Origin of the sequence: Mesorhizobium carmichaelinearum (assembly GCF_900199455.1) — a bacterium.
Classification (GTDB): Bacteria; Pseudomonadota; Alphaproteobacteria; order Rhizobiales; family Rhizobiaceae; genus Mesorhizobium; species Mesorhizobium carmichaelinearum.
The window spans coordinates 85,988-105,621 of the sequence record NZ_FZQR01000009.1 but is presented as its reverse complement, the minus strand read 5'-3'; the positions used below and the strand labels follow the sequence as shown (position 1 = coordinate 105,621).

Below are 19,634 nucleotides of genomic sequence, written 5' to 3'. Positions count from 1 at the left end.
ATATGGGTGAGGCTGCCATCTGGCCCTGCCAGTTTGCCCTGTTATGTCAGCCTGCATCCGTCACCTAGAGTAAGCCCGCGTGAAGTCATCCAGCCTGGCCGGCGCAATCTCCCCCACGATCCCGGTGCTCGTCTGCGTGTTCGGCATCTTCCTTTTGTCCGGGATGGATGCGGCGATGAAGGTGCTGGTCATTGCGGTCGGCGTCTACAACACGGTGCTGTGGCGCAGCATGCTGGCGACCTTGGTCGCCGGCGCCGGCTGGCTGGCGGGGCCGCGCTTGCTTCCTGCGCCCTCGGTGCTGAGGCTGCATGCGCTGCGCGCGGTGATTGTCGGCATTGTCCTGCTGTGCTTCTTCTGGGGGCTTGCAAGACTGCCGCTGGCGGAGGCGATCGGGCTTAGTTTCGTGGCGCCGCTGTTTGCGCTCCTGCTGGCCGCGCTGCTGCTAGGCGAAAGGATACAGCGCAAGGCGATCTGGGCCTCGCTCGCCGGCATTGCGGGCGTTGTCATCATCGTCGCCGGACAGTTCGGGCACACAAGCTACGCCAGGGATGCCTTGCTCGGCACGGCGGCGGTGCTCGTCTCGACGGTGTTCTATGCCTACAATCTGATCCTGGCGCGGCGACAGGCGCTGCTGGCCAAGCCAGTCGAGATCATGCTGTTCCAGAACCTTGGCGTTGCGGTCATGCTTGGTCTGGCGGCACCCTGGCTCGCCATTGCGCTGCCCGTCAATCTCTGGCTTCCGCTCGCAGGCGTAACGGCACTGTCGCTCGCCGGCCAGTTCCTGATGAGCTGGGCCTATGCGCGTGCCGAAGCGCAATATCTGATCCCGACGGAATACTCGGCCTTCATCTGGGCGATCGCGCTCGGCTGGTTCTTCTTCGGCGAGGCGGTGACCTGGACCACGCTGGCGGGAGCCGGCCTTATCGTGGCCAGCTGCCTGATCGCCGCACGCTCGAATCCCAGACTTGCCGAACCGATCGAAGTCGCGGTTTGAGAGGCCGAACACATACGCGCGGCACCCCTTTCAAACATTGCGGTGCCGCAGAACGTCCACCAGCAGGGATAGGGCCGGCGACGTGTGCCGTCGGCTTGGATAGTAGAGGTGGTAACCAGGGAAATAGGGGCACCAGGCTTCCAGAACCCGGACGAGCCGCCCGGCGGAGACGTGGGGGAGGACCTGGTCCTCCGGCATGTAAGCGAGCCCCAGTCCATCCAGGGCGGAACTCAGGCGCATGCCCAGGCTGTTGAACACAAGCTGGCCGTCGCCGCGTACCTTGACCTCCCGGCCGTCCTTCTCCAACCCCCATGGGAACAGTCCGCCGTGGGTCGGCAGCCGCATGTTGATGCATTTGTGCGCGGCGAGGTCGTGTGCCGTTTCCGGCACGGGAAACCGCGCGAAGTAGGCCGGTGAACCGACCACCGCCATGCGGATGTCGGGGCCGATGCGGACCGCGACCATGTCCTTCGCCACCTGCTCGCCCATACGCACCCCGGCGTCGTAACCCTCCGCGACAATGTCGGTCAGGCCGTAGTCGATGATGATCTCCACTTGCACGTCCGGATGATCCGGCAGGAACCGCTTGAGGGCCGGCTGCAGCACGGAAATCGCCGGGTGCTCGCCGGCGGTGACGCGCACGGTTCCAGCCGGTTTCTCGCGCAGTTCGTTCAAGGTCGCCAGTTCGGCCTCGATCTCCTCGAAGCGGGGCGCCAGGGTGCGCAACAGCCGCTCACCGGCCTCGGTCGGCGCAACACTGCGCGTGGTCCGCGTCAGCAGCCGCAGCCCGACACGCTCCTCGAGATTGCGGATGGTCTGGCTGAGCGCCGAGGGTGACACACCGAGCTTTGCGGCGGCGCGCGTGAAGCTCCGTTCCCGGGCCACGGCTGCAAAAGCGGCAAGATCGTTGAAGTTCTGCATGGGTATTTGTTAGCTCAGCTAACAGAGCCATACGGATTATAGCGCATTATCGCAAGGTACCACATCCCCTATCTTATGCGCATGCCGTGGCCTGCAGCAGGGTCCGAACGCAATTTCAGAGAAGGATGAGGAAAGATGGCAAGCGAACATATGAGGATGGGGCGCCGTGGCTTTCTGAGCGCGGCGGGAAGTCTGGCGGCGGTGCCGCTTCTCGCCGCCACCGGTTCGCAGGCTCAGGCAACCGCTCAGGCGACAGGCCTCAATGGCACACAATCTTTGAGCGGACGGCGCAAGCTTGGCTCGCTGGAGGTCTCCGCCATCGGCCTCGGTGTCCAGAACATGAGCCGGACCTATCAGACAATCATTCCGCTGCGGCCGGAGATGATCAACATCATCCGCACGGCCTTCGACCGGGGCGTCACCTTCTTCGACGCCGCCGAGGCTTACGGTCCTCACGAGGTGGAGCGCATCCTCGGTGAAGGCGTCGCGCCGTTCCGTGACCGCGTGGTGATCACATCGAAGTTCGGCTGGAACATCGACCTGGAGACGGGCAAGCGGCTCCCGGGGCTCAACAGCCGGCCGGACCACATCAAACTTGCCGTCGAGGGCATGCTGAAGCGGCTTCGCACCGACCGCATCGATCTGCTTTATCAGCACCGGGTCGATCCGCAGATTGCGATCGAGGACGTCGCCGGCGCGGTCAAGGATCTGATGGCGCAGGGCAAGGTCCTGCACTGGGGCCTGTCCGAAATGGGACTGAAGACACTGCGCCGCGCGCATGCCGCGCTGCCGGTCACGGCGGTCCAGAGCGAATATTCGATGCTATGGCGCGGACCGGAACGTGAAGTCCTTCCGCTTTGCCAGGAACTCGGCATCGGTTTCGTGCCGTGGAGCCCGCTTGGGGTGGGGTTCCTGACCGGCGCCATCGACGCCAACACGCGGTTCGCCGAAGGCGACATCCGCAGGGTGGAGACCCGCTTCGCGCCGGACAACCTGCCGCACAATCTGGCGCTGGTGGACCTGCTTAAGAGCTGGGCCGAGCGGAAGCAGGCCACGCCCGCGCAGATCGCGCTCGCCTGGCTGATGGCTCAGAAACCGTGGATCGTGCCCATTCCCGGCACGACGCAGATGCCGCACCTTCTCGACAATATCGGCGCCGCCTCGGTCCGGTTCACGTCGGACGAACTGGTGGAACTCAATGCCGCGGTCGCGTCAATTCAGATCCAGGGCGCACGCCTTCCCGATAGCGTCCTCGTGTTCTCCGGCGTGGAAGCGCCGGAGAAGGCCTGAGCCGCGCTTGCTCCCGAACAATCACAAGGAAGATCACCATGAAAACCAGAAAAATCGGGGACCTCGAAGTTTCCGCCCTTGGCCTCGGCTGCATGAGCATGAGCTCCGCTTACGGCCCACCTGCCGACAAGGCCGAGATGATCAGGTTGATCCGCGCCGCCCATGATCGTGGCGTCACCCTGTTCGATACGGCCGAAGCCTATGGACCCTTTGCCAATGAGGACCTCGTGGGCGAGGCACTGGTCCCCATTCGCGACCAGGTGGCCATAGCCACCAAGTTCGGCTTCGACATCGATCTCGTGACAGGTGCCCGCAGTGGCGGCACCAACAGCCGGCCTGAGCACATCAGGCAGGTGGCGGAGGCCAGCCTCAAGCGGCTGAAAACCGACCGCATCGACATCTTCTACCAGCACCGTGTCGACCCCGATGTGCCGATCGAGGATGTGGCGGGTGCTCTCAAGGACCTCATCGCCGAAGGCAAGGTCAAGCATTGGGGGTTGTCGGAAGCGGGTACCCAGACCATTCGCCGGGCGCATGCGGTGCAGCCGCTGGCAGCCATCCAAAGTGAATATTCGCTGTTCTACCGCGGCGCCGAAGCCGAGATCCTGCCGTTATGCGAGGAACTCGGTATCGGCTTCGTCCCGTTCAGCCCGCTGGGCGCGGGATTCCTGACCGGCAAGATCGATGAGAACACCAAGTTCGACGCGACGGACTTCCGCAACCTTGTGCCGCGCTTCTCGCCGGAGGCGCGCAAGGCCAACATGGCGCTGGTCGAGGTCGTGAAATCCGTCGCCGCGCGCATCGGAGCCACGCCCGCCCAGGTCGCACTCGCCTGGCTGCTCGCGCAGAAGCCCTGGATCGTGCCGATCCCCGGCACCACCAAACTGCACCGTCTGGAGGAGAATCTCGGCGCGGTCGACGTCACGCTCACGGTGCAGGACCTGCGGGAACTCGCTGACGCTCTGGCGAAGATCGAGGTTCAGGGCGAACGTTTGCCCGAAGCGGGACTGAAGATGACCGGGCTGTGAGTGGGGTCTGAACCGTGACCGATACCGACAAGCCGACCCGACGGGACATCCTCATGTCATCCCTGCTATTGCCACTCACGGCCGGCGTCGCGGCATCGGCCACAGAGGCCGAAGCCGCACCGTTGGCCAACGGCAAGTCGCTGGTGGCGTTCTTCACGCGGAGCGGGAATACAAGTGTCATCGCGGGACAGCTCAGCCGTGCCTTGCCGGCCGAACTCTTCGAGATCGCGCCGGCCACGCCTTACCCGGCCGACTACTTCGAGACCGTCGAGCAGGCGCGGCGGGAGCGCGATCGCGGCTACCGGCCGCCGCTCCGGTCCCAGCTTCCGAGCATGGCGGCTTATGCCACCGTGTTTCTGGGGTTCCCGATTTGGGGCGAGACCGCACCGCCTGTCATACGTTCTTTCCTCGCGTTGCACGACCTGGCGGGAAAAACCATCGTCCCGTTCATCATGCATGGCGGCTTCGGCCTGGGTGACAGCCTGGACGTTGTGGCCAGTCACGCCCCCCAATCGCGCCTGATCACGGGCTTCACCATGCAAGGGCCGCAGGAACGCCAGACCATCGAGCGCGTCGCCCAGTGGCTGAAGACGTTGGATGTTGATTAGTCGGCAGTAGCGATAGTGGAGTGCCCGCACTGCCTCGCGATGGCACCGGGCAGGCGGGTGGCCATCAGCTTGTCGATGCGGCCGTCGAGCCCGACCATTTCGAAGCGCCATCCCGGCGTCTCGACGCATTGTTGCCAGAGCGGCAATTGCGCCACCCCATCAAAAAGCAGGGAGCGCTTCTGTGTGACCTGAACCAAATATATTCGTAAGTAGATCGCTGTCTTCTATAAAATTTTATTAAATATTTCGCCGGTCGAATTACGGTCTGTAGACCGTGCGTCGGGTTGTTGTGCTTCCAGTCCGGAAAACGTCACTGAATGGTCGATGTAATGGTGAACTCTGTGGCAAGCTCCTGGAACGCTATCTTGCATGGCAATTTTGGTCCGGATGCGGCCACCTGGAATCGAACGATCCAGGCAGGCGAGGCATCAGGAGAAGGATTTATCCGATGAGCTTCTTCGTCAACGCCTTAGGCGTTCCTCTTCCCTACAGCGGCGCTTCCACCCATTGGTACTCGGCGGCAGGGGCCGGGCCGGACTTGTACGGCAGCTCCGGAAACGACTCGTTCTACGGAGCATCCGGTGTCACGATGCATGGTGGCGCAGGCGATGACATCTATTACCTCTATGCGGCGAGCAACAAGGTGGCCGAGGCCGCCGGGGCAGGCATAGATACGATCAGCACATGGATGAGCTACAAGCTCCCCGACAATGTCGAGAACCTCGTCGTCACAAACGCCAACAACTATGCTTTCGGAAATGGGTTGGACAATATCATCACCGCCAAGGCCGGGCACCAGACGCTGGACGGCGGCGCGGGAAACGATGTGCTGATCGATGGCGGCGGTGGTTACGACACTTTCATCGTCTCGAAAGGCAATGGAAGCGACCTGATCGCGAATTTTGCCGCTACCGACACCGTCCGCCTGAATGGCTACGGGTTCACGTCGTTCGACGCCATCCACTCCAGCATGATCCAGGCGGGATCGAACGTGGTGTTGAACCTCGGGTCCGGCGAGATCCTCGAGTTCAAGGACACGACCATCGACAAGCTGCAGCCCAGCCAGTTCGAATTGCCGATCGATAAGTCCGGAATGCAGCTCTCCTTCAACGACGATTTCAACACGCTGAATCTTCACAATAGCCAGGGCGGCACGTGGGACACCAACTTCTGGTGGGGAGCGCCGAACGGCAGCACCTTGACCAGCAACAACGAGCAGCAATGGTACATCGACGCCAATTACGCACCGACGAGTTCCGTCCACCCGTTCAGCCTGAACAATGGCGTGCTCACCATCACCGCGGCGCAGGCGCCGGCCGACATCAAGCCTCTGATCAACAATTACGAATACACCTCCGGCATCCTGACGACCCACGATTCCTTCTCGCAAACCTATGGCTATTTCGAAATACGGGCCGACCTGCCCGAGAACGCTGGTGCCTGGCCGGCCTTCTGGCTGCTTCCGGAAGACGGTTCGTGGCCGCCGGAACTCGATGTCGTGGAGACGATCGGCCAAGCCCCGAACTCGTTGATCATGACGGCGCACTCGAATGAGACGGGAACGCACACCAAGGTCACGTCGACGGTGAGTGTCTCGAACCCCGACGGCTTCCACACTTATGGCCTGCTCTGGACGCCGGACAAGCTCGTCTGGACCTATGACGGTGTTGAGGTCGCGGAAGCGGCGACGCCGTCCGACATGAACAAGCCCATGTACATGCTGGTCGATCTCGCGGTCGGCGGCTTGGCTGGCACCCCTCCGGATCACTTGGCCACGCCGGCCGAGATGAAGATCGACTACGTCCGCGCCTATACGCTGGACACTGCTCCGGCAAGCGCCCTGAACATCACCAGCAGCACCGCCACGCACAATATCGCCACGCACAGCAACAGCACGCTGCACGGCGGTTCCGAATTCGGGGGCCACGCGTAAGGTCTCGGGATCATGCAGCGTCGGGGAATGTGGAAATGACTGGACCGTCCGGCCTGCGTCCGGTCTTCATGCGCGCCATCGCCGATGTCGGCGTCTTCTCGCTGTTGATCAACATCCTGCTGTTGGTGATTCCACTCTACCTGCTGCAGGTCTATGACCGCGTGCTGCCGTCCTCCAGCGTCGAAACGCTTGTCTATCTTTCGGTCATCGCGGTTCTCGCGCTCGCTTTCCTCGGGCTGCTGGACGCGATCCGCGCCGTTTACACGCAGCGCGTCGCGGCGATCGTCGACCGGAAGCTGGGTGCCGGCACATTCGCCATTTCGCTTGGCGCAAAATATGCCGGCGGCTTGTCGCCGCTGCGCGACCTTGCCTCGGTCTGCGCCTTTATCAGGTCGCGCGGCGTGGCGGTGTTGTTCGACCTGCCCTTTGCCCCTGTCTTCCTCGCCTTGCTCTATCTCATCCATCCGGTGCTGTTCTGGGTGACGGTCGCCGGCGCGGCGCTTCTGCTTTTCCTGATCGTGGCCAATCAGCTTGCCATCGGCAGGAACGACGCCTTGTCAGCGGAGCGTTCGGCTTTGGCCAGCCAGGCGGAACAGGCCTTTGCCCGCAATGCCGAGACGCTACGCGCCATGGGCATGGTGGAGAACGCCGCGCGGGTCTGGGGACGGCACGTGGCGGCTGCCCTCACCTTGCATGACCGCTCCTCGAGTGCCAATGCGATCTTCAGCGGTGCCTCGCGGGCGCTGCGCATGATGCTGCAACTGGCGATCCTCGGCGCCGGCGCATGGCTGGTGCTCAAGGGGCAGATGACGGCAGGCATGATCTTCGCCTCCTCGCTGGTGTCGTCGCGCGCGTTGCAGCCGCTCGACCAGTTGATCGGCGCCTGGCGGCAGATCGCCGATGCCCGGCGAGCGTGGAGACGGCTGGAGGCGGCGCTTGCGGCGCGTCCGGCTGAAGCACGGAAACTGATCCTGCCCGATCCGGCAGGCGCGATTTCCGCGCACGACGTTTTCTTCATGGGGCCGAATGCGCAGCCCGGCACCGAACCCATCCTCAAGCGGCTGAACTTCCAAATTGGCGCCGGCGAAGCCTTGGCCATCGTCGGCCCGAGCGGCGCCGGCAAATCGACGCTGGCGCGGTTGCTTGTAGGTGCTGCCCGGCCGACCGGCGGCGCGGTCAGGATCGACGGCGCCGACCTCAGGAGCTGGGACGAAAACCAGCTCGGGAAGCATGTCGGCTACCTCGCGCAGGAGGTGGAGCTGTTTCCGGGATCGATCGCGCAAAACGTCGCCCGCTTCGACCCCGATGCGGATGACGCCGCGATCATCGAGGCGGCAAGGCGGGCTGAGGCGCATGAGCTGATCCTGGCGCAGCGGGACGGCTACCAGACATTGATAGGTCCGTCGGACAGAATGCTGTCGGGCGGCGAACGCCAGAGGATCGGGCTGGCGCGCGCCTTCTACGGCAATCCCAGAATTCTCGTCCTTGACGAGCCCAGCACCCATCTCGACGGCACGGGCGAAGCGGCGCTCGAGGCGGTACTCGCTGCCGCGAAGGCGGCCGGCACCACGATGGTCGTGATCACGCATCGCCCTTCGATTGCCGCGTCCTGCGACCGCGTGATGCTTCTGCGCGGCGGCGTGATCGAAGCCTTCGGCCCAAGCAGCGAGGTGCTACGGCATTCGGTCGTCGGCAAGGGCCTCCCCGCGCAGCCGAATACGGTGGTGACAGGGTCATTCGCCACGACGATCCGCACGCATAACATTCGTTTTGGATCGTAGATGATGGCGGCGCAGCGCCTCGTCTGGGAGGAGGGCAACCCGCGTACCGACATAAGGCGCGTGGCATTCGCCGGATACGCGGCAACAGCGCTCTTGGTGGGTTGCCTTGGCTATTGGGCCGTCAGCGCGCCCCTGTCTGGAGCGGTGATCACGCAAGGCACGATCTCGGCGACCGGCGGAAACATCCTGATCCAGCATCCCGAAGGCGGCATCATCAAGGAGTTGCTGGTCCATGACGGCGATCGCGTGCAACAGGCCCAGGATCTGATCGTGCTGGATCCGACAGCCGCGCAGGCCGAGCTCAACCGGCTGACGAGACAGTCGATCGCGCTGAGGGCGAGTGCGGCGCGGCTGGAGGCGGAACGCGACGGGTTGGACAGGCTCGCGCCAATGACCAAACCGGCGCCACCATCGCTCCAGGCCGATTTCGAAGCCCTGATTCGAGAACAGCAAAAAGAATTCGACGCCAGACTCGCCCGGTTCCGCTCGGAACAATCGATCCTCGCCCAGCGCGTCGCCATGCATCGGCAGTCGGTCGTGGCATTGCAGTCCCAGAAAGAGGCCATTCAGCAACAAGCCGAAATCGTGAAGAAGGAGCTCGGCATCAAGACCAGCCTGCTGGACAAGGGCCTCACCAATCGTAGCGAATACTCGCAGCTTTTGCGCAGCGAGGCCGATCTCGTCGGGCAGGCCGGAGCGCTGGAGGCCAATCTCGCAGTGGCCAACACCCAGATCGTCGAAGCCCAGGAGCAGACCGAGCGCCTGACCACGCAACGCGTGGAGGAGGCGCTGACGAAGCTGGACGAGGTTCGTTCCAACCTGGCCGACATCGAGGAACAGATCAGGGCAGCCGAGGCGGTGCTGCGGCGGACGACGATCAAGGCGCCGGCCGCGGGGATCGTGGTGTCTTCGACCTATAATGCCAAGGGCAGCGTGATTGCGCGCGGTGAAAAGATCATGGAGATTCTGCCTACGGCACCGGATCTGATCGTCGATGCAAGGCTGCGGCCGAAAGACGTCGATCAGGTCCGTGTCGGCCAACCGGCGAAACTGCGATTGTCCGCCTTGAACATGCGGCTCACCCCCGAGGTTTCAGCCACCGTGGCACAAATTTCCGCGGACCGGCTCATCGACGAGGCTACGCACGAGCCCTATTTCCGCGTCAAACTCAGGATTGCCGCCGAGTTGCCGCCCGGCGTGAAGCCCGAGCAGCTCTATCCCGGAACGCCGGTCGAGGCGTTCATCAGCACTGGCGACCGGACCTTCTTCGAGTATCTGGCACGGCCGATGCTCGATTCCTTCGCTCGCGCCTTCACGGAGCGGTAGAGGTTGCGGGCCGGACGATTCGCCGGCCCATCATCAATGACCGCCAGGCCAAAAGCCGACACCGAACAATCACCGCACCGCTTCGCGATGGGTGCCGGGCAGGCGGGTGGCGATCAGCTTGTCGATGCGGCGGCCGTCGAGGTCGACCACCTCGAAGCGCCAGCCTTGGGCGTCGACGCATTCGCCGGTCGCGGGCAGATGGTGCATGTGCGACAGCACATAGCCAGCGACGGTCTCGTAGTCGCGATTTTCAGGCAGGTCGATGCCCAGGATCTCGGCCATCTCGTCTGCCTGCATATAGCCAGCGAGCAGCCATGAACCGTCCTCGCGCTTGACGGCGTTTTCCTCGTCGCCGGCATCGAGGTCGGCGCGGAACACGCCGGTGATGGCTTCGAGAATGTCGGCCGGCGTGACGATGCCTTCGAAATGGCCGTATTCGTCATGCACCAGCGCCATCGGCACGTCGGATTCCTTGAGTTTGTGCAGCACGTCGAGCGCGTCGGCCTGGTCGTAGACGATGGGCGCGGCGCGCACATGCTTGCGCGGGTCGAGCGTGCGGCCGGCAAGGATCGCGGCCAGCACGTCGCGTGTCTGGACGACGCCGACCATGACGTCGACGCCGCCGTCGCCCGCCGGCAGACGCGAATGCTGGGTTTCCATCAAGAGTTTGCGGATCGCCGTGTCGTCGGACTGCAGGTTGATCCAGTCGACCTCGGTGCGCGGCGTCATCACCGCGCGCACGGCGCGGTCGCCAAGCCGCATGACGCCGGCGATCATGCGCCGCTCGTCGGATTCGATGGTGCCGTGATGCTCGGCCTCGGCGACCAGCATCTTGATCTCCTCGTCGGTGACCTTCTCCTCGCTTTCGCCGCGCTGGCCAAGCAGCCACAATATGGCGCGGCCGGAGATGTCGAGCAGGAACACAAGCGGAGCCGAGACGGTGGCGAGGATGGTCATGGCCGGGGCCGCGCGGGCGGCGACGCGCTCGGGATCGCGCAGCGCGATCTGCTTGGGCACGAGTTCGCCGACGATCAGCGAGAAATAGGTGATGATGGCAACGACAATGCCGACGCCGAGCGGGTCGGCGACGCTTTCGCGCATGCCTATCGAGGCCAGGTACACCGACAGCCGGTCACCCAGCGTGGCGCCGGAGAAGGCGCCGGAGAGCACGCCGACCAGCGTGATGCCGATCTGCACCGAGGACAGGAACTTGCCGGGGTTCGAGCCAAGGTCGAGCGCCCGACCGGCGCCGTTGACGCCGCGGTCGATCATCGCCTTGAGCCGTGCCGGGCGCGATGAAACGATAGCGAGTTCGGACATCGACAAAAGGCCGTTCACGCAGATGAGGACGACCACGATAGCAATTTCAACGTATAGCATGAGGGCTCAATAGCATTGCCGCGGGCCGCTCGAAAATAGCGGGCTGCCATTTTTAGAATATGACACGTGTCTTTCAGGCATTGTCCCAGCCCGGCGCCGAAAAATGTTCGACGAGGGCGTCGACGACAACCCGTATCTTTGGCGTGAGCGCGCGCGTCACCGGCCAGACGGCGTGCACGACAACGTTTTCCACCACACAATCTGACAGGACCATTTCGAGGTCGCCCTGCCTGAGGCTGTCGGCTGCCAGCCATGTCGGCAGGAAGGCGATGCCGCAGCCGGCCAGGGCGGCATCGAGCAGCGGCTCGCCATGGCCGAGAACCAGCCGCGCCTTGGGGACGAAGGTCGTCAGATGGCCGTCGCCATGCCTGATCACCCAGGGACGGACGATGCCCTCGCGGCCGTAACCGATGACGCTGTGCCGGTCGAGATCCTCGACCGATCGCGGCGAACCATGTTCCCTGAGATAGGCAGGCGCCGCACAGATGGCCGAGCGCTGTGCATAGATGCGTCTGGCGGCGAGCGACAGGCTGTCGTTCAGTTCTCCCATGCGGATGGCGAGATCGATGCCCTCCTCGATCAGGTCGACGCGGCGGTCGTTGAAGGAGATTTCCACCGTCAACTCGGGGAATTTCCTGGAAATCTCGAACAGGACGGGCGCGACGCAGCGCCGGCCAAAGGCGAGCGGTACGTCGATGCGCAGCCGGCCAGAGGGGATCTGCCGGCGCGCGGCGAGCAGCGACTGCGCTGTTTCGATCTCGGCCAGCGCCCTGACGCAGGCCTCATAATAGCTCACGCCTTCGCTGGTCGGGCTGAGGCTGCGGGTGGTGCGGTTGAGCAGGCGAACGCCGAGCCGCTGCTCCAATTGGGCGACCGACTTGCCGATCGCCGACTTCGTTACGTGCAGCCGCTCGCCGGCGCCGGTGAAGCTGCCGGCTTCCACGGCCTGGACGAATGCGACGATGCCTTGCAGGTCAGCCGGTTCCATGGCGATTCCAATTGGCGAATTCTAGTCCTCAATCAGTCATCCAATATGCCGCATGGGAGCCCTATTTTCCATAGTTGAAAGGCATAAATGTCTCGCGTGGCCATCAATCACGGAGCGCGACGGACATGAGCACCCAAATCAACCGATCCTGGCAGATGAGCGGTTTCGGCCTGTCCAGGCTGAGCCAGGTGACGGGCAAGATCCCTGAACCCGGGCCGCACGAGCTTCTGGTGCGCACGAAAGCCGTGTCGCTCAACTACAAGGACAGACTGATCGTCGACGGCATGCTGATCCCTGACGTCACCTTTCCCTTCGTGCCGACATCGGATGCGGTGGGCGAGGTGGTGGCTGTCGGCAGCGCGGTCAGCCGCTTCAAGGTCGGGCAGCGCGTGCTCGGCCAGGTCATCGCCGATTGGCCGGATGGCGATGCGCCGCCGGTGCTGCACAAGCATACGCTCGGTTCCTCGCTGCCGGGCATGCTTTCGGACCATGTTGTCTTTGGCGAGGAGGCCGCCGTGCTGGCGCCGCCATCGCTCAGTGATAGCGAGGCGGCGACGCTGCCGATCGCGGCGCTGACGGCCTGGTTTGCGATGGCCGAGGTGACAAGGCCGGTGGCGGGCCAGACCATTCTCATCCAGGGCACAGGCGGCGTGTCGCTGTTCGCGCTGCAGTTCGCCAAGGCATTTGGTTTGCGCGCCATCGTCACCTCGAGCAGCTACGAGAAATTGAAGCGCGCGAGGGAACTCGGTGCCTGGCGGGTGATCAACTATCGCACGCGGCCGGCATGGGACGAGGCCGCGCGTGAACTGACCGACGGGCTGGGTATCAACCACGTGCTGGAAATGGTCGGCGGCGACAATGCGCGGCGATCGCTGAATGCGCTGGCCGCCGACGGCCGCCTCTCGATCATCGGTCTCCTGGGTTCGATGGAGCTCAGTTTCCCGATCCTGCCCTTCATACGCAACCGTCTTGTCGTGCAGGGCCTGTCGATCGGCCATCGCCGGTCCTTCGAGCGGATGAACGGGGCGATCGAGGCGCTCGGCATCAAGCCGGTCATCGACAAGGTCTTTGGCTTTGACGAGGTGCCGCAGGCTCTGCTGCATCTGGAGAAGGGGCCGTTCGGCAAGATCGTGATTACTACGACCTGACCTCTGCGTCCGATCACTGCTGCTGCTGCTTCAACACGCCGATGATTGCCTTGCCGTCGGTGAAATAGGGGTCGCCGCCGCCATTGCGTCCGGTTTTGGTGGCGCCGATGCCTGCCATCTCGCTGGTCGATGCCAGCAGACCGGCTGCGTTGAGGTCGCCGATCAGGAAGTCGCGTTCGGCATCGATATCCGGACCGATGTGATGGGTGATCGCGCCGGTGTCGTGGCTGAGGCCGACGCCGCGATCGAAGCTGGCGGCACCCAGCCAGAGCGGGCGGCCGTCGTCGCCAACCGTATCCGTCTGCCAGAAACGGACGTGGTGGCGCCGGTCGGCACTGTCGCCGACCGGCTTTTCGAAAGCGAGATCCTGGGCGCGGCCTTCGAACAGCAGGCGGCTCATCGGCGCATCGGGATAGGGGCGGGAAAACAAGACACTTTCGCCGATGTCGATGGCGGTTCTCAAAGTGACGGCGTCAGCGGTGTCCCAACCGGCAACGGCGAAGGCGTGGACCACCTCCCTCTCGGTGCCGACAAGGCCGATATTGATGGGGTCGCCGGGAATGCCTTGCGGCGTGTGGGTCACCATTTCGAAGCGCTGGTCGCGAAAACCGCGCTCCCGGAACGTCCAGAATTCCGCCGCCGCGACATAGGCAAGCGCGACCCAGGCGCCCAGTAAAGACGCCAGCCAGATTGTCGCGCGTCGCCGAAGGCTTCGTTGGCTCATGAAGGAGGCTCGATTCGTGCGGTATCTGTTGCCTGACGGTCCCTGGAAATCAATGGCCAGCGATGCGCAGCCGGTCTATCGTCGGCCATCGTTTTGCGCGGGGGCGGAAATGAAGGGGAAATCGGCAGGCCGCGGACCGATGGCGTTGACAGCCGACCTTGTCGCCAGGGTCGAGCGTATTGAACCGGATCCCGGCCCCGAGCCTGGAACAGCTGAGCACACGGATGCGGAGTTCGACAGTCTTGTCGAGCAGCTCTTGTCGCAATACCGGCCTGAAGCGCTGTGGGTGTTTGCCTACGGCTCGCTGATCTGGAATCCTGAATTCGTTCCTGTCGAGCAGCGCCCGGCCACGGCACTGGGGTGGCATCGCTCATTCTGTCTGAAACTGACGCGCTGGCGCGGCACCCGCGAATTGCCGGCCCTGATGCTGGCTCTCGACCGCGGTGGCAGTTGCAACGGCATTGTCTACCGGCTGCCCGTGGAAGATCATTTCGGGCAAATCGGCCAGTTGATGCGCCGCGAGATCGATGCCAACCCGCCAACCAATGTGCCACGCTGGATCAAGGTTCAGACGAGGGACGGTCCGCTACGCGCCCTGGCCTTCGTCGCCGCGCCGGACGGCATGGCCTATGCAGGACGGCTGCCGCCCGAGCAGGTTGCGGATACGCTGGCGCGGGCCGCCGGACATTGGGGCTCGTCGGCGCAGTATCTGTTCCGGACTGTCAGCAAGCTGGAGGAAAGCGGTATCCACGACCGGAATCTCTGGCGAATCCAGGATCTCGTGGCACGGCAAATCATCGCTTCCACCGCTGGCGCGGAACCCGCGTGATCATTTGCTAGCGGCAGGCGCGATAGCCGTTCTTGCGGTTCTTGATGTCGAAATGGAAATGGTTGCGGTGGTCGTAATTGTAGCCGGGGCCGAGCACGGTGGTGAAATACTGGCAGCCATCGGCGCGCACATTGTTGAGGAAGCCGCGGGTGCGGAAGGCGAACAGGCCGGGCTTGCGGACGTCGATGTCGTCGCCATTGTTGAGCTCGATGCTCATGACGTCGAGCGCGTTGCCCTTGCCGTGCTCGGACAAAACACCTTCGCCGGCGATGTTGCGGCAGGAATAGCTGGAGCCCTGGTGGATGGTCTTGACGCCGGAGAAGTAGCGCCAGCGGGCGGAGGGAACGAGTTCATTCTTCGTCCAGGCGGCGAAGGTGGCGGCCATGTCGCAGGTCAGCGTCGCGGCGGGCTTCATCTCGACACTGCCGATGGCCGTGACCTTGACGGGATAGTCGATGCCGCACTGGCCTTCATGGATCGGCGCCAGGTCGGTGTAGGCGACATCGAGGCGCTTCAACTGCTGGCGGCAATCGATTTCGCTGGCGGGTATCTGTTCAGCCGGTGACATCGGGGTATCCACGCGCGGATAGGCGGCCTGCGTCATGTAGGGGTTGGAGGGGACAAGCCGCTGCATGCCCGTATATTGCGGCACGGCCGAAGTTTGTGCGCCGACATCGACAGCCGGTTGCAGCGATAGCACGCTGCCGGTGTTGCAGGCCGAAACCGCCGCGACGGCGAGGCCGGCGGCCAGCAGCGTCACGGGTTTCGATCGGCGCGCGGTGGCGGAAAACACGGCGCGAAATTTGCCGGCCATTGGCGGAATCCTAATTCTGGATATCCGGCATTTTAACGATCAAGGGTAAAGGAAAACTCAGCGCCCGCGTTCACGCCTGCGGCTGAATTGCGGCCAGCCTTATGCGGCACAGCTACCGACGCAAGCGCCGAGCTACTCCTGTTCGACTGACTTATCCGACGCAAATGTCTATCAGGTTGCCGTTGTACATGCGCCAGCACAGATCCTTCCCCTTGTAGTGCCGATGCTGGATCTGCTGATACAAAGGCATAGGTTTTGCACGGTTTGCAGGTTTGGCAATTTTTTCATGCCTGTGATGATGTGTGTGCTTTTTGGTGTGCGACGAGGCAGCAGTGATGCTCGGCATGAGCAAAACAGCCAGAGACAGCAAAATAAACGCCGCATGTTTCACTTGATTTTCCTTGAGGCCTGTTGGGACGGTGGAGGATTCATGATGCTGTTACCTGACACCCCGTGGTAGATGAGGTGATGGCTCACAACAGCCACATGGCCAATCTAGCTAGATCAATTCCAATTCTGGAACAAGCTTGGAAACAGTTGAGGGTTCGATAGTTCAGGCGCTAGAACCGCATGCGGCGCGCGACGGGCGACTTTATTGGCAGAACGTGCCGCCATGCCTACGCGGTTCGAGATCAAGATGGAAATGCAAGGCGTGGTCCGCGTCGGCGCCGGGTCCGAGCACGGTCTTGAAGGGCCCGCAGGCGGCCTTGCGGACGGCGTTGAGGAATTTGCCGTCCTTCTCCGGCGGCGTTGGACCGACCTCGACCTTCTTTCCGTCCGAGAGTGTGAAGCTGGCGATGTCGAGCGCGTTGCCGAAGGCGTGCTCCGACAGTTTCCGGGTGCCGTGGCGCGGCCGGCAGACGAAGGCCGAAGCCTGGTTGATCGACTTGAGGTCGGCGCCGAATTCGGCTTTCGCCGCCGGCTGAATGACGTCGGCGGCAAACCGCGCCGCTGCCTCGGCCATCGGGCAGTTGAGCTCGGTGCCGGGGGAAATCGCGATCGACTTGCCAAGGCTCTTCAGCACAAGGGGGTAGGGGATCGCGCAGCCGATTTCGGGACTGCTTTCCGCCTTGTGTTCCTCGAATTCGACGCCGAGCGCCTTCAGCCGCGCGCGGCAGGCGACTTCCTCGGCTGGCATCTTTTCGCCGGGCCGGTCGGCCGAACGCGGGTCGGGAAGCATCTTCTCGTCGCCGGCATCCGCCGGTTTTTCAGGCGGCTGCGGCGCAACAGCCGGCGGCTGAGCCTCAGGTTCAGCGGTGTCGGGCCTTTGTGTCGGGATCGGCACCTCGGCCGGCGGCTCCGGCTCGCTTTCCGTTTCGGTTGACGGCTCTCGGGCCGAAGGTTCGGGGGCTGACGGCTCGGGGCGTGCCTGCTTTGCCTGACGAGACTTTTCTTCATTGAGCTGGTTGGAGGCGTCCGGGACCTTTGGACCTTCCGTCTTTTGCTCTTGCGCCGGTGCGGCGTCGGCCTTTGGCGCGTCCGTGGGACGCGGCTCGGGTACTGGAACATCGGCGGGCGAGGTTTGCTGCTCCTGCGTTTCCTGTGGCGCCTGCTTTGGCGGCTGCTTACCCTGCGCTCTCACGCGCCGTTTGACCCTCGGCTGCTGGTCCAGACGCTGTGTCGACGACTGATCCATCCGAGGGGATAGCGGCTGGTAATGCCTGTGACGATGTCTGGCGTCGGCCGGCGCCACCAGCAGGACCGCAGCCGCCAGAGGCAGCGCCAAGGTGCAAAATCGGGAGAAGCTCAGCGTTGCCATCGATCCGAAACGGCGCCGGCATGCCGAAGTTGCCTGGACAGATGCTTCGCGGCGATCACAATCGGTTACCGCTGCGTTACGCGCCGATCGCTTCGAGGCCTTCTTCGAGCCAATCGGCGAGCAGCGGCATACCAAGCAGATATTTCGCCGTGCGCTTGTTGGCGCGTTCGCGCGCCGCCGTCACGGCATCCACCCATTCCGAAGCGTCGTAGTCGCCACGGCCGACCCAGGCGAGTGCGATCAGTTCGGCCGCCTCGTCGACATTGAGATCGTTGATCAGCTCTCGCAGCTCTTCCTCGGTCAGGTTTTCCGAACTTTCCTCGGCAAGGCCGTCATGATGATGATTGTCGTGCGTGTCGCCGTCGAATTCGATCTCGTGTTCGGCGCCGTCGGCATAATCCTCGTTGACGGCGGCACTCAGGGCCTTGGCCTTGAGGATGAACAGGCGCACGGTGTCGGGGCCGATCGTAAGGTCCCAGTCCTTTTCAAGCCGCCGCTGCACGGGCCGTCTCCGTCAGTCGTTTGCCGGATGATAGCGAATTTGCGGCATCCGTCACCTCATCTTCTCCACGCGTGTTTTTCCGGGATGAAACGCGGAGCGCTTGGCGTTAGTGTTGTATTCTCACCCCTCAAGGAGGCTTCGATGCATAAAAGAATGCTGATCCAGGCGGCGACTGCTCTTGTCGCGCTGCAGTTCTTCGCCGTCCCGGTGTTCGCGGCGGGCAGTAGCGGTGGCAGCGATGCGACCGTCACCCAGTGCAAGAAGGGCGAGGTCTGGGACAAGAAGAAGAAAAAGTGTGTTGCGCCCCAGGAAGGCATGCTGGACGACGACAGCATTTATGATGCAGGCCATGCGCTGGCGATGGCCGGGCGCTATGATGAGGCGATCTCGGTGCTCACCCTTGCCGCCAACAAGCAGGATCCGCGCATCCTCAACTATCTCGGCTATTCGCACCGGCATTCCGGCCGTGTCACCGTCGGCCTTGGCTATTACGAGGAAGCGCTGCGCATCGACCCGAACTACACGCTGGTGCGTGAATATCTCGGCGAGGCGCATCTGCAGATCGGCGATTTGGCCGGCGCCCAGCAGCAGTTGATGGAGATCGAGAAGCGCACCGGCAAGGGATCGCGCGAATACGGCATGCTGTCCGAGCAGATCGACCATTTCATGCGGAGCTGATCAGGCTCCCGAGGCTTCCCGAAGCGGCCGCGAGCAATCGCGGCCGTTTTTATTGTTGTCTCTGTCTCTTTAGCCGCCTCGGTTGATGAAATCGGGGATGATTTTTGCAAAACCGATTTTTTGGGCGTGAAAAACCCGCGAAGATTGCTATATCTTAGCAAATTGCGGTGAAACGGTTCCGTTAGCCCGAGGCTGCCGGACCGTTTTCTTTTTGTACCCATCGACAAGGCTTTCCCCGAAACGCGGGGGTGGCGGCAGGAAAGGTCAGGCATCATGAACAAGGTCCCGATGACAGGCGAGGGGTTCGCGTCATTGAAGGAAGAACTGCGTTGGCGCCAGCAGGAAGAGCGGCCGCGCATCATCGAGGCGATCTCCGAAGCGCGCTCGCATGGCGACCTATCCGAAAATGCCGAATATCATGCCGCCAAGGAGGCGCAGAGCCTCAATGAGGGCCGTGTCAACGAGCTCGAGGATCTGATCGCGCGCGCCGAGGTGATCGACGTCACCAAGCTCAGCGGCGACAAGGTCAAGTTCGGCGCCACCGTGGTGCTGGTCGATGAGGACACCGAGGAAAAGAAGACTTATCAGATCGTCGGCGACCAGGAAGCCGACGTGAAGTCCGGCCGCATCTCGATCTCCTCGCCGATCGCACGGGCGCTCATCGGCAAGGAAGTCGGCGACGCCATCGAGGTCAATGCGCCCGGCGGTGCCAGGGGTTATGAGATCGTCCAGGTGCAGTTTATCTAGGACCTTTGATAATTCTACTCTGGCGGCCGACTGCAGCGCCGCGCGTCCTCTCGGACGCGCAAAGGACGCTGTAGGTTTTTCAGTTGGCGCATGATCCTTTCCGAAAATCGATACGATTTTCGGGGTCATGCGCGAGCGGTTTTCTGCGCTTCCGGTGCTTACGTACTTTAAGTACGCTCCGCTC

The 19,634-nt window shown here is 63.2% G+C and carries 20 protein-coding genes; 11 read left to right on the top strand and 9 right to left on the bottom strand.

Going from position 1 to position 19,634, the window contains the following annotated elements; translation table 11 throughout:
• The first annotated feature begins 79 nt into the window (after positions 1–79).
• Entirely contained in the window at positions 80–994 is a 915-nt protein-coding gene (locus CKW40_RS21200; RefSeq protein ID WP_095201813.1) for a DMT family transporter, read from the top strand.
• 30 nt (positions 995–1,024) lie between these two features.
• On the opposite strand, the gene CKW40_RS21195 is transcribed toward CKW40_RS21200, so the two are convergent.
• Positions 1,025–1,915, bottom strand: a complete 891-nt coding sequence (locus CKW40_RS21195; protein WP_179298055.1) for a LysR family transcriptional regulator — start codon at positions 1,913–1,915, stop codon at positions 1,025–1,027.
• Positions 1,916–2,071: 156 nt separating this feature from the next.
• On the opposite strand from CKW40_RS21195, the gene CKW40_RS21190 reads away from it, so the two are divergent.
• From CKW40_RS21190 to CKW40_RS21180, 3 genes are read left to right on the top strand one after another with little or no spacing between them, the layout of a single operon-like run.
• On the top strand, positions 2,072–3,205 hold the full coding sequence (locus CKW40_RS21190) for an aldo/keto reductase (protein ID WP_439331001.1): 1,134 nt from the start codon (positions 2,072–2,074) through the stop codon (positions 3,203–3,205).
• Between the two features lie 38 nt (positions 3,206–3,243).
• Positions 3,244–4,233, top strand: coding sequence for an aldo/keto reductase (locus CKW40_RS21185; protein ID WP_095201810.1), 990 nt, complete (start codon positions 3,244–3,246; stop codon positions 4,231–4,233).
• 14 nt (positions 4,234–4,247) lie between these two features.
• Positions 4,248–4,841, top strand: a complete 594-nt coding sequence (locus tag CKW40_RS21180) for a flavodoxin (RefSeq protein ID WP_342202938.1) — start codon at positions 4,248–4,250, stop codon at positions 4,839–4,841.
• On the opposite strand, the gene CKW40_RS21175 is transcribed toward CKW40_RS21180, so the two are convergent.
• Positions 4,838–5,038: a hypothetical protein gene (locus CKW40_RS21175; protein ID WP_095201809.1), complete on the bottom strand. Its 201-nt coding sequence runs from the start codon at positions 5,036–5,038 to the stop codon at positions 4,838–4,840. The genes CKW40_RS21180 and CKW40_RS21175 overlap by 4 nt on opposite strands.
• 251 nt (positions 5,039–5,289) lie before the next feature.
• Between CKW40_RS21175 and eglC the strand changes: the two genes are divergently transcribed.
• Genes eglC through CKW40_RS21160 form a run of 3 tightly spaced genes read left to right on the top strand, consistent with a single transcriptional unit; the run spans position 5,290 to position 9,881 of the window.
• Complete coding sequence (eglC, locus tag CKW40_RS21170; protein WP_095201808.1) at positions 5,290–6,774, top strand: endo-1,3-1,4-beta-glycanase EglC; 1,485 nt, start codon at positions 5,290–5,292, stop codon at positions 6,772–6,774.
• Between the two features lie 35 nt (positions 6,775–6,809).
• A complete protein-coding gene (locus CKW40_RS21165; protein WP_095201807.1) occupies positions 6,810–8,555 on the top strand; it encodes a type I secretion system permease/ATPase in 1,746 nt (581 codons plus the stop codon).
• 3 nt (positions 8,556–8,558) lie between these two features.
• Positions 8,559–9,881 carry an HlyD family type I secretion periplasmic adaptor subunit gene (locus tag CKW40_RS21160; protein ID WP_095202018.1) on the top strand — a complete coding sequence of 441 codons (1,323 nt, stop codon included), beginning with the start codon at positions 8,559–8,561 and terminating at the stop codon, positions 9,879–9,881.
• A 69-nt stretch (positions 9,882–9,950) separates the two neighbouring features.
• Here the strand turns inward: CKW40_RS21160 and CKW40_RS21155 are convergent, their stop codons facing one another.
• The gene (locus CKW40_RS21155; protein WP_095201806.1) at positions 9,951–11,261 is read right to left on the bottom strand and encodes a hemolysin family protein; all 1,311 of its coding nucleotides are present in this window, start codon (positions 11,259–11,261) and stop codon (positions 9,951–9,953) included.
• A 73-nt stretch (positions 11,262–11,334) separates the two neighbouring features.
• Positions 11,335–12,249, bottom strand: a complete 915-nt coding sequence (locus tag CKW40_RS21150) for a LysR family transcriptional regulator (protein ID WP_095201805.1) — start codon at positions 12,247–12,249, stop codon at positions 11,335–11,337.
• Positions 12,250–12,374: 125 nt separating this feature from the next.
• On the opposite strand from CKW40_RS21150, the gene CKW40_RS21145 reads away from it, so the two are divergent.
• Entirely contained in the window at positions 12,375–13,397 is a 1,023-nt protein-coding gene (locus CKW40_RS21145; protein ID WP_095201804.1) for a zinc-dependent alcohol dehydrogenase family protein, read from the top strand.
• A gap of 13 nt (positions 13,398–13,410) precedes the next feature.
• Here the strand turns inward: CKW40_RS21145 and CKW40_RS21140 are convergent, their stop codons facing one another.
• Positions 13,411–14,121 carry an LssY C-terminal domain-containing protein gene (locus CKW40_RS21140; protein WP_095201803.1) on the bottom strand — a complete coding sequence of 237 codons (711 nt, stop codon included), beginning with the start codon at positions 14,119–14,121 and terminating at the stop codon, positions 13,411–13,413.
• A 109-nt stretch (positions 14,122–14,230) separates the two neighbouring features.
• Between CKW40_RS21140 and CKW40_RS21135 the strand changes: the two genes are divergently transcribed.
• Positions 14,231–14,950, top strand: a complete 720-nt coding sequence (locus CKW40_RS21135; RefSeq protein ID WP_095201802.1) for a gamma-glutamylcyclotransferase — start codon at positions 14,231–14,233, stop codon at positions 14,948–14,950.
• Between the two features lie 7 nt (positions 14,951–14,957).
• Here CKW40_RS21135 and CKW40_RS21130 read toward each other — a convergent pair whose 3' ends face one another.
• The 4 genes from CKW40_RS21130 to CKW40_RS21120 all read right to left on the bottom strand — a co-directional run bounded on the left by CKW40_RS21130 (position 14,958) and on the right by CKW40_RS21120 (position 18,025).
• Positions 14,958–15,764 carry an extensin-like domain-containing protein gene (locus CKW40_RS21130; RefSeq protein WP_095201801.1) on the bottom strand — a complete coding sequence of 269 codons (807 nt, stop codon included), beginning with the start codon at positions 15,762–15,764 and terminating at the stop codon, positions 14,958–14,960.
• A gap of 151 nt (positions 15,765–15,915) precedes the next feature.
• Positions 15,916–16,155, bottom strand: a complete 240-nt coding sequence (locus CKW40_RS43055) for a hypothetical protein (RefSeq protein ID WP_143748350.1) — start codon at positions 16,153–16,155, stop codon at positions 15,916–15,918.
• Between the two features lie 201 nt (positions 16,156–16,356).
• A complete protein-coding gene (locus tag CKW40_RS21125; RefSeq protein ID WP_179298066.1) occupies positions 16,357–17,400 on the bottom strand; it encodes an extensin-like domain-containing protein in 1,044 nt (347 codons plus the stop codon).
• Positions 17,401–17,599: 199 nt separating this feature from the next.
• Positions 17,600–18,025: a DUF3775 domain-containing protein gene (locus CKW40_RS21120; protein WP_095201799.1), complete on the bottom strand. Its 426-nt coding sequence runs from the start codon at positions 18,023–18,025 to the stop codon at positions 17,600–17,602.
• A 141-nt stretch (positions 18,026–18,166) separates the two neighbouring features.
• Here CKW40_RS21120 and CKW40_RS21115 point away from each other — a divergent pair, with 141 nt between their 5' ends.
• Positions 18,167–18,703 (top strand): tetratricopeptide repeat protein, encoded by a 537-nt coding sequence (locus CKW40_RS21115; protein ID WP_095201798.1) that lies wholly within the window; start codon positions 18,167–18,169, stop codon positions 18,701–18,703.
• A 273-nt stretch (positions 18,704–18,976) separates the two neighbouring features.
• The gene (greA, locus tag CKW40_RS21110) at positions 18,977–19,450 is read left to right on the top strand and encodes a transcription elongation factor GreA (RefSeq protein WP_008877613.1); all 474 of its coding nucleotides are present in this window, start codon (positions 18,977–18,979) and stop codon (positions 19,448–19,450) included.
• Positions 19,451–19,634 lie beyond the last annotated feature (184 nt).

Excerpts from the sequence above, each read along its gene's own strand:
- CKW40_RS21165 (WP_095201807.1), top strand. The coding sequence starts at position 6,810 with ATGACTGGACCGTCCGGCCTGCGTCCGGTCTTCATGCGCGCCATCGCC.
- CKW40_RS21185 (WP_095201810.1), top strand. The coding sequence starts at position 3,244 with ATGAAAACCAGAAAAATCGGGGACCTCGAAGTTTCCGCCCTTGGCCTC.
- eglC (WP_095201808.1), top strand. The coding sequence starts at position 5,290 with ATGAGCTTCTTCGTCAACGCCTTAGGCGTTCCTCTTCCCTACAGCGGC.
- CKW40_RS21150 (WP_095201805.1), bottom strand. The coding sequence starts at position 12,249 with ATGGAACCGGCTGACCTGCAAGGCATCGTCGCATTCGTCCAGGCCGTG.
- CKW40_RS21160 (WP_095202018.1), top strand. The coding sequence starts at position 8,559 with ATGGCGGCGCAGCGCCTCGTCTGGGAGGAGGGCAACCCGCGTACCGAC.
- CKW40_RS21125 (WP_179298066.1), bottom strand. The coding sequence starts at position 17,400 with ATGGATCAGTCGTCGACACAGCGTCTGGACCAGCAGCCGAGGGTCAAA.
- CKW40_RS21190 (WP_439331001.1), top strand. The coding sequence starts at position 2,072 with ATGGGGCGCCGTGGCTTTCTGAGCGCGGCGGGAAGTCTGGCGGCGGTG.
- CKW40_RS21145 (WP_095201804.1), top strand. The coding sequence starts at position 12,375 with ATGAGCACCCAAATCAACCGATCCTGGCAGATGAGCGGTTTCGGCCTG.
- CKW40_RS21195 (WP_179298055.1), bottom strand. The coding sequence starts at position 1,915 with ATGCAGAACTTCAACGATCTTGCCGCTTTTGCAGCCGTGGCCCGGGAA.
- CKW40_RS21135 (WP_095201802.1), top strand. The coding sequence starts at position 14,231 with ATGAAGGGGAAATCGGCAGGCCGCGGACCGATGGCGTTGACAGCCGAC.
- CKW40_RS21155 (WP_095201806.1), bottom strand. The coding sequence starts at position 11,261 with ATGCTATACGTTGAAATTGCTATCGTGGTCGTCCTCATCTGCGTGAAC.
- greA (WP_008877613.1), top strand. The coding sequence starts at position 18,977 with ATGAACAAGGTCCCGATGACAGGCGAGGGGTTCGCGTCATTGAAGGAA.
- CKW40_RS21115 (WP_095201798.1), top strand. The coding sequence starts at position 18,167 with ATGCATAAAAGAATGCTGATCCAGGCGGCGACTGCTCTTGTCGCGCTG.
- CKW40_RS21140 (WP_095201803.1), bottom strand. The coding sequence starts at position 14,121 with ATGAGCCAACGAAGCCTTCGGCGACGCGCGACAATCTGGCTGGCGTCT.
- CKW40_RS21130 (WP_095201801.1), bottom strand. The coding sequence starts at position 15,764 with ATGGCCGGCAAATTTCGCGCCGTGTTTTCCGCCACCGCGCGCCGATCG.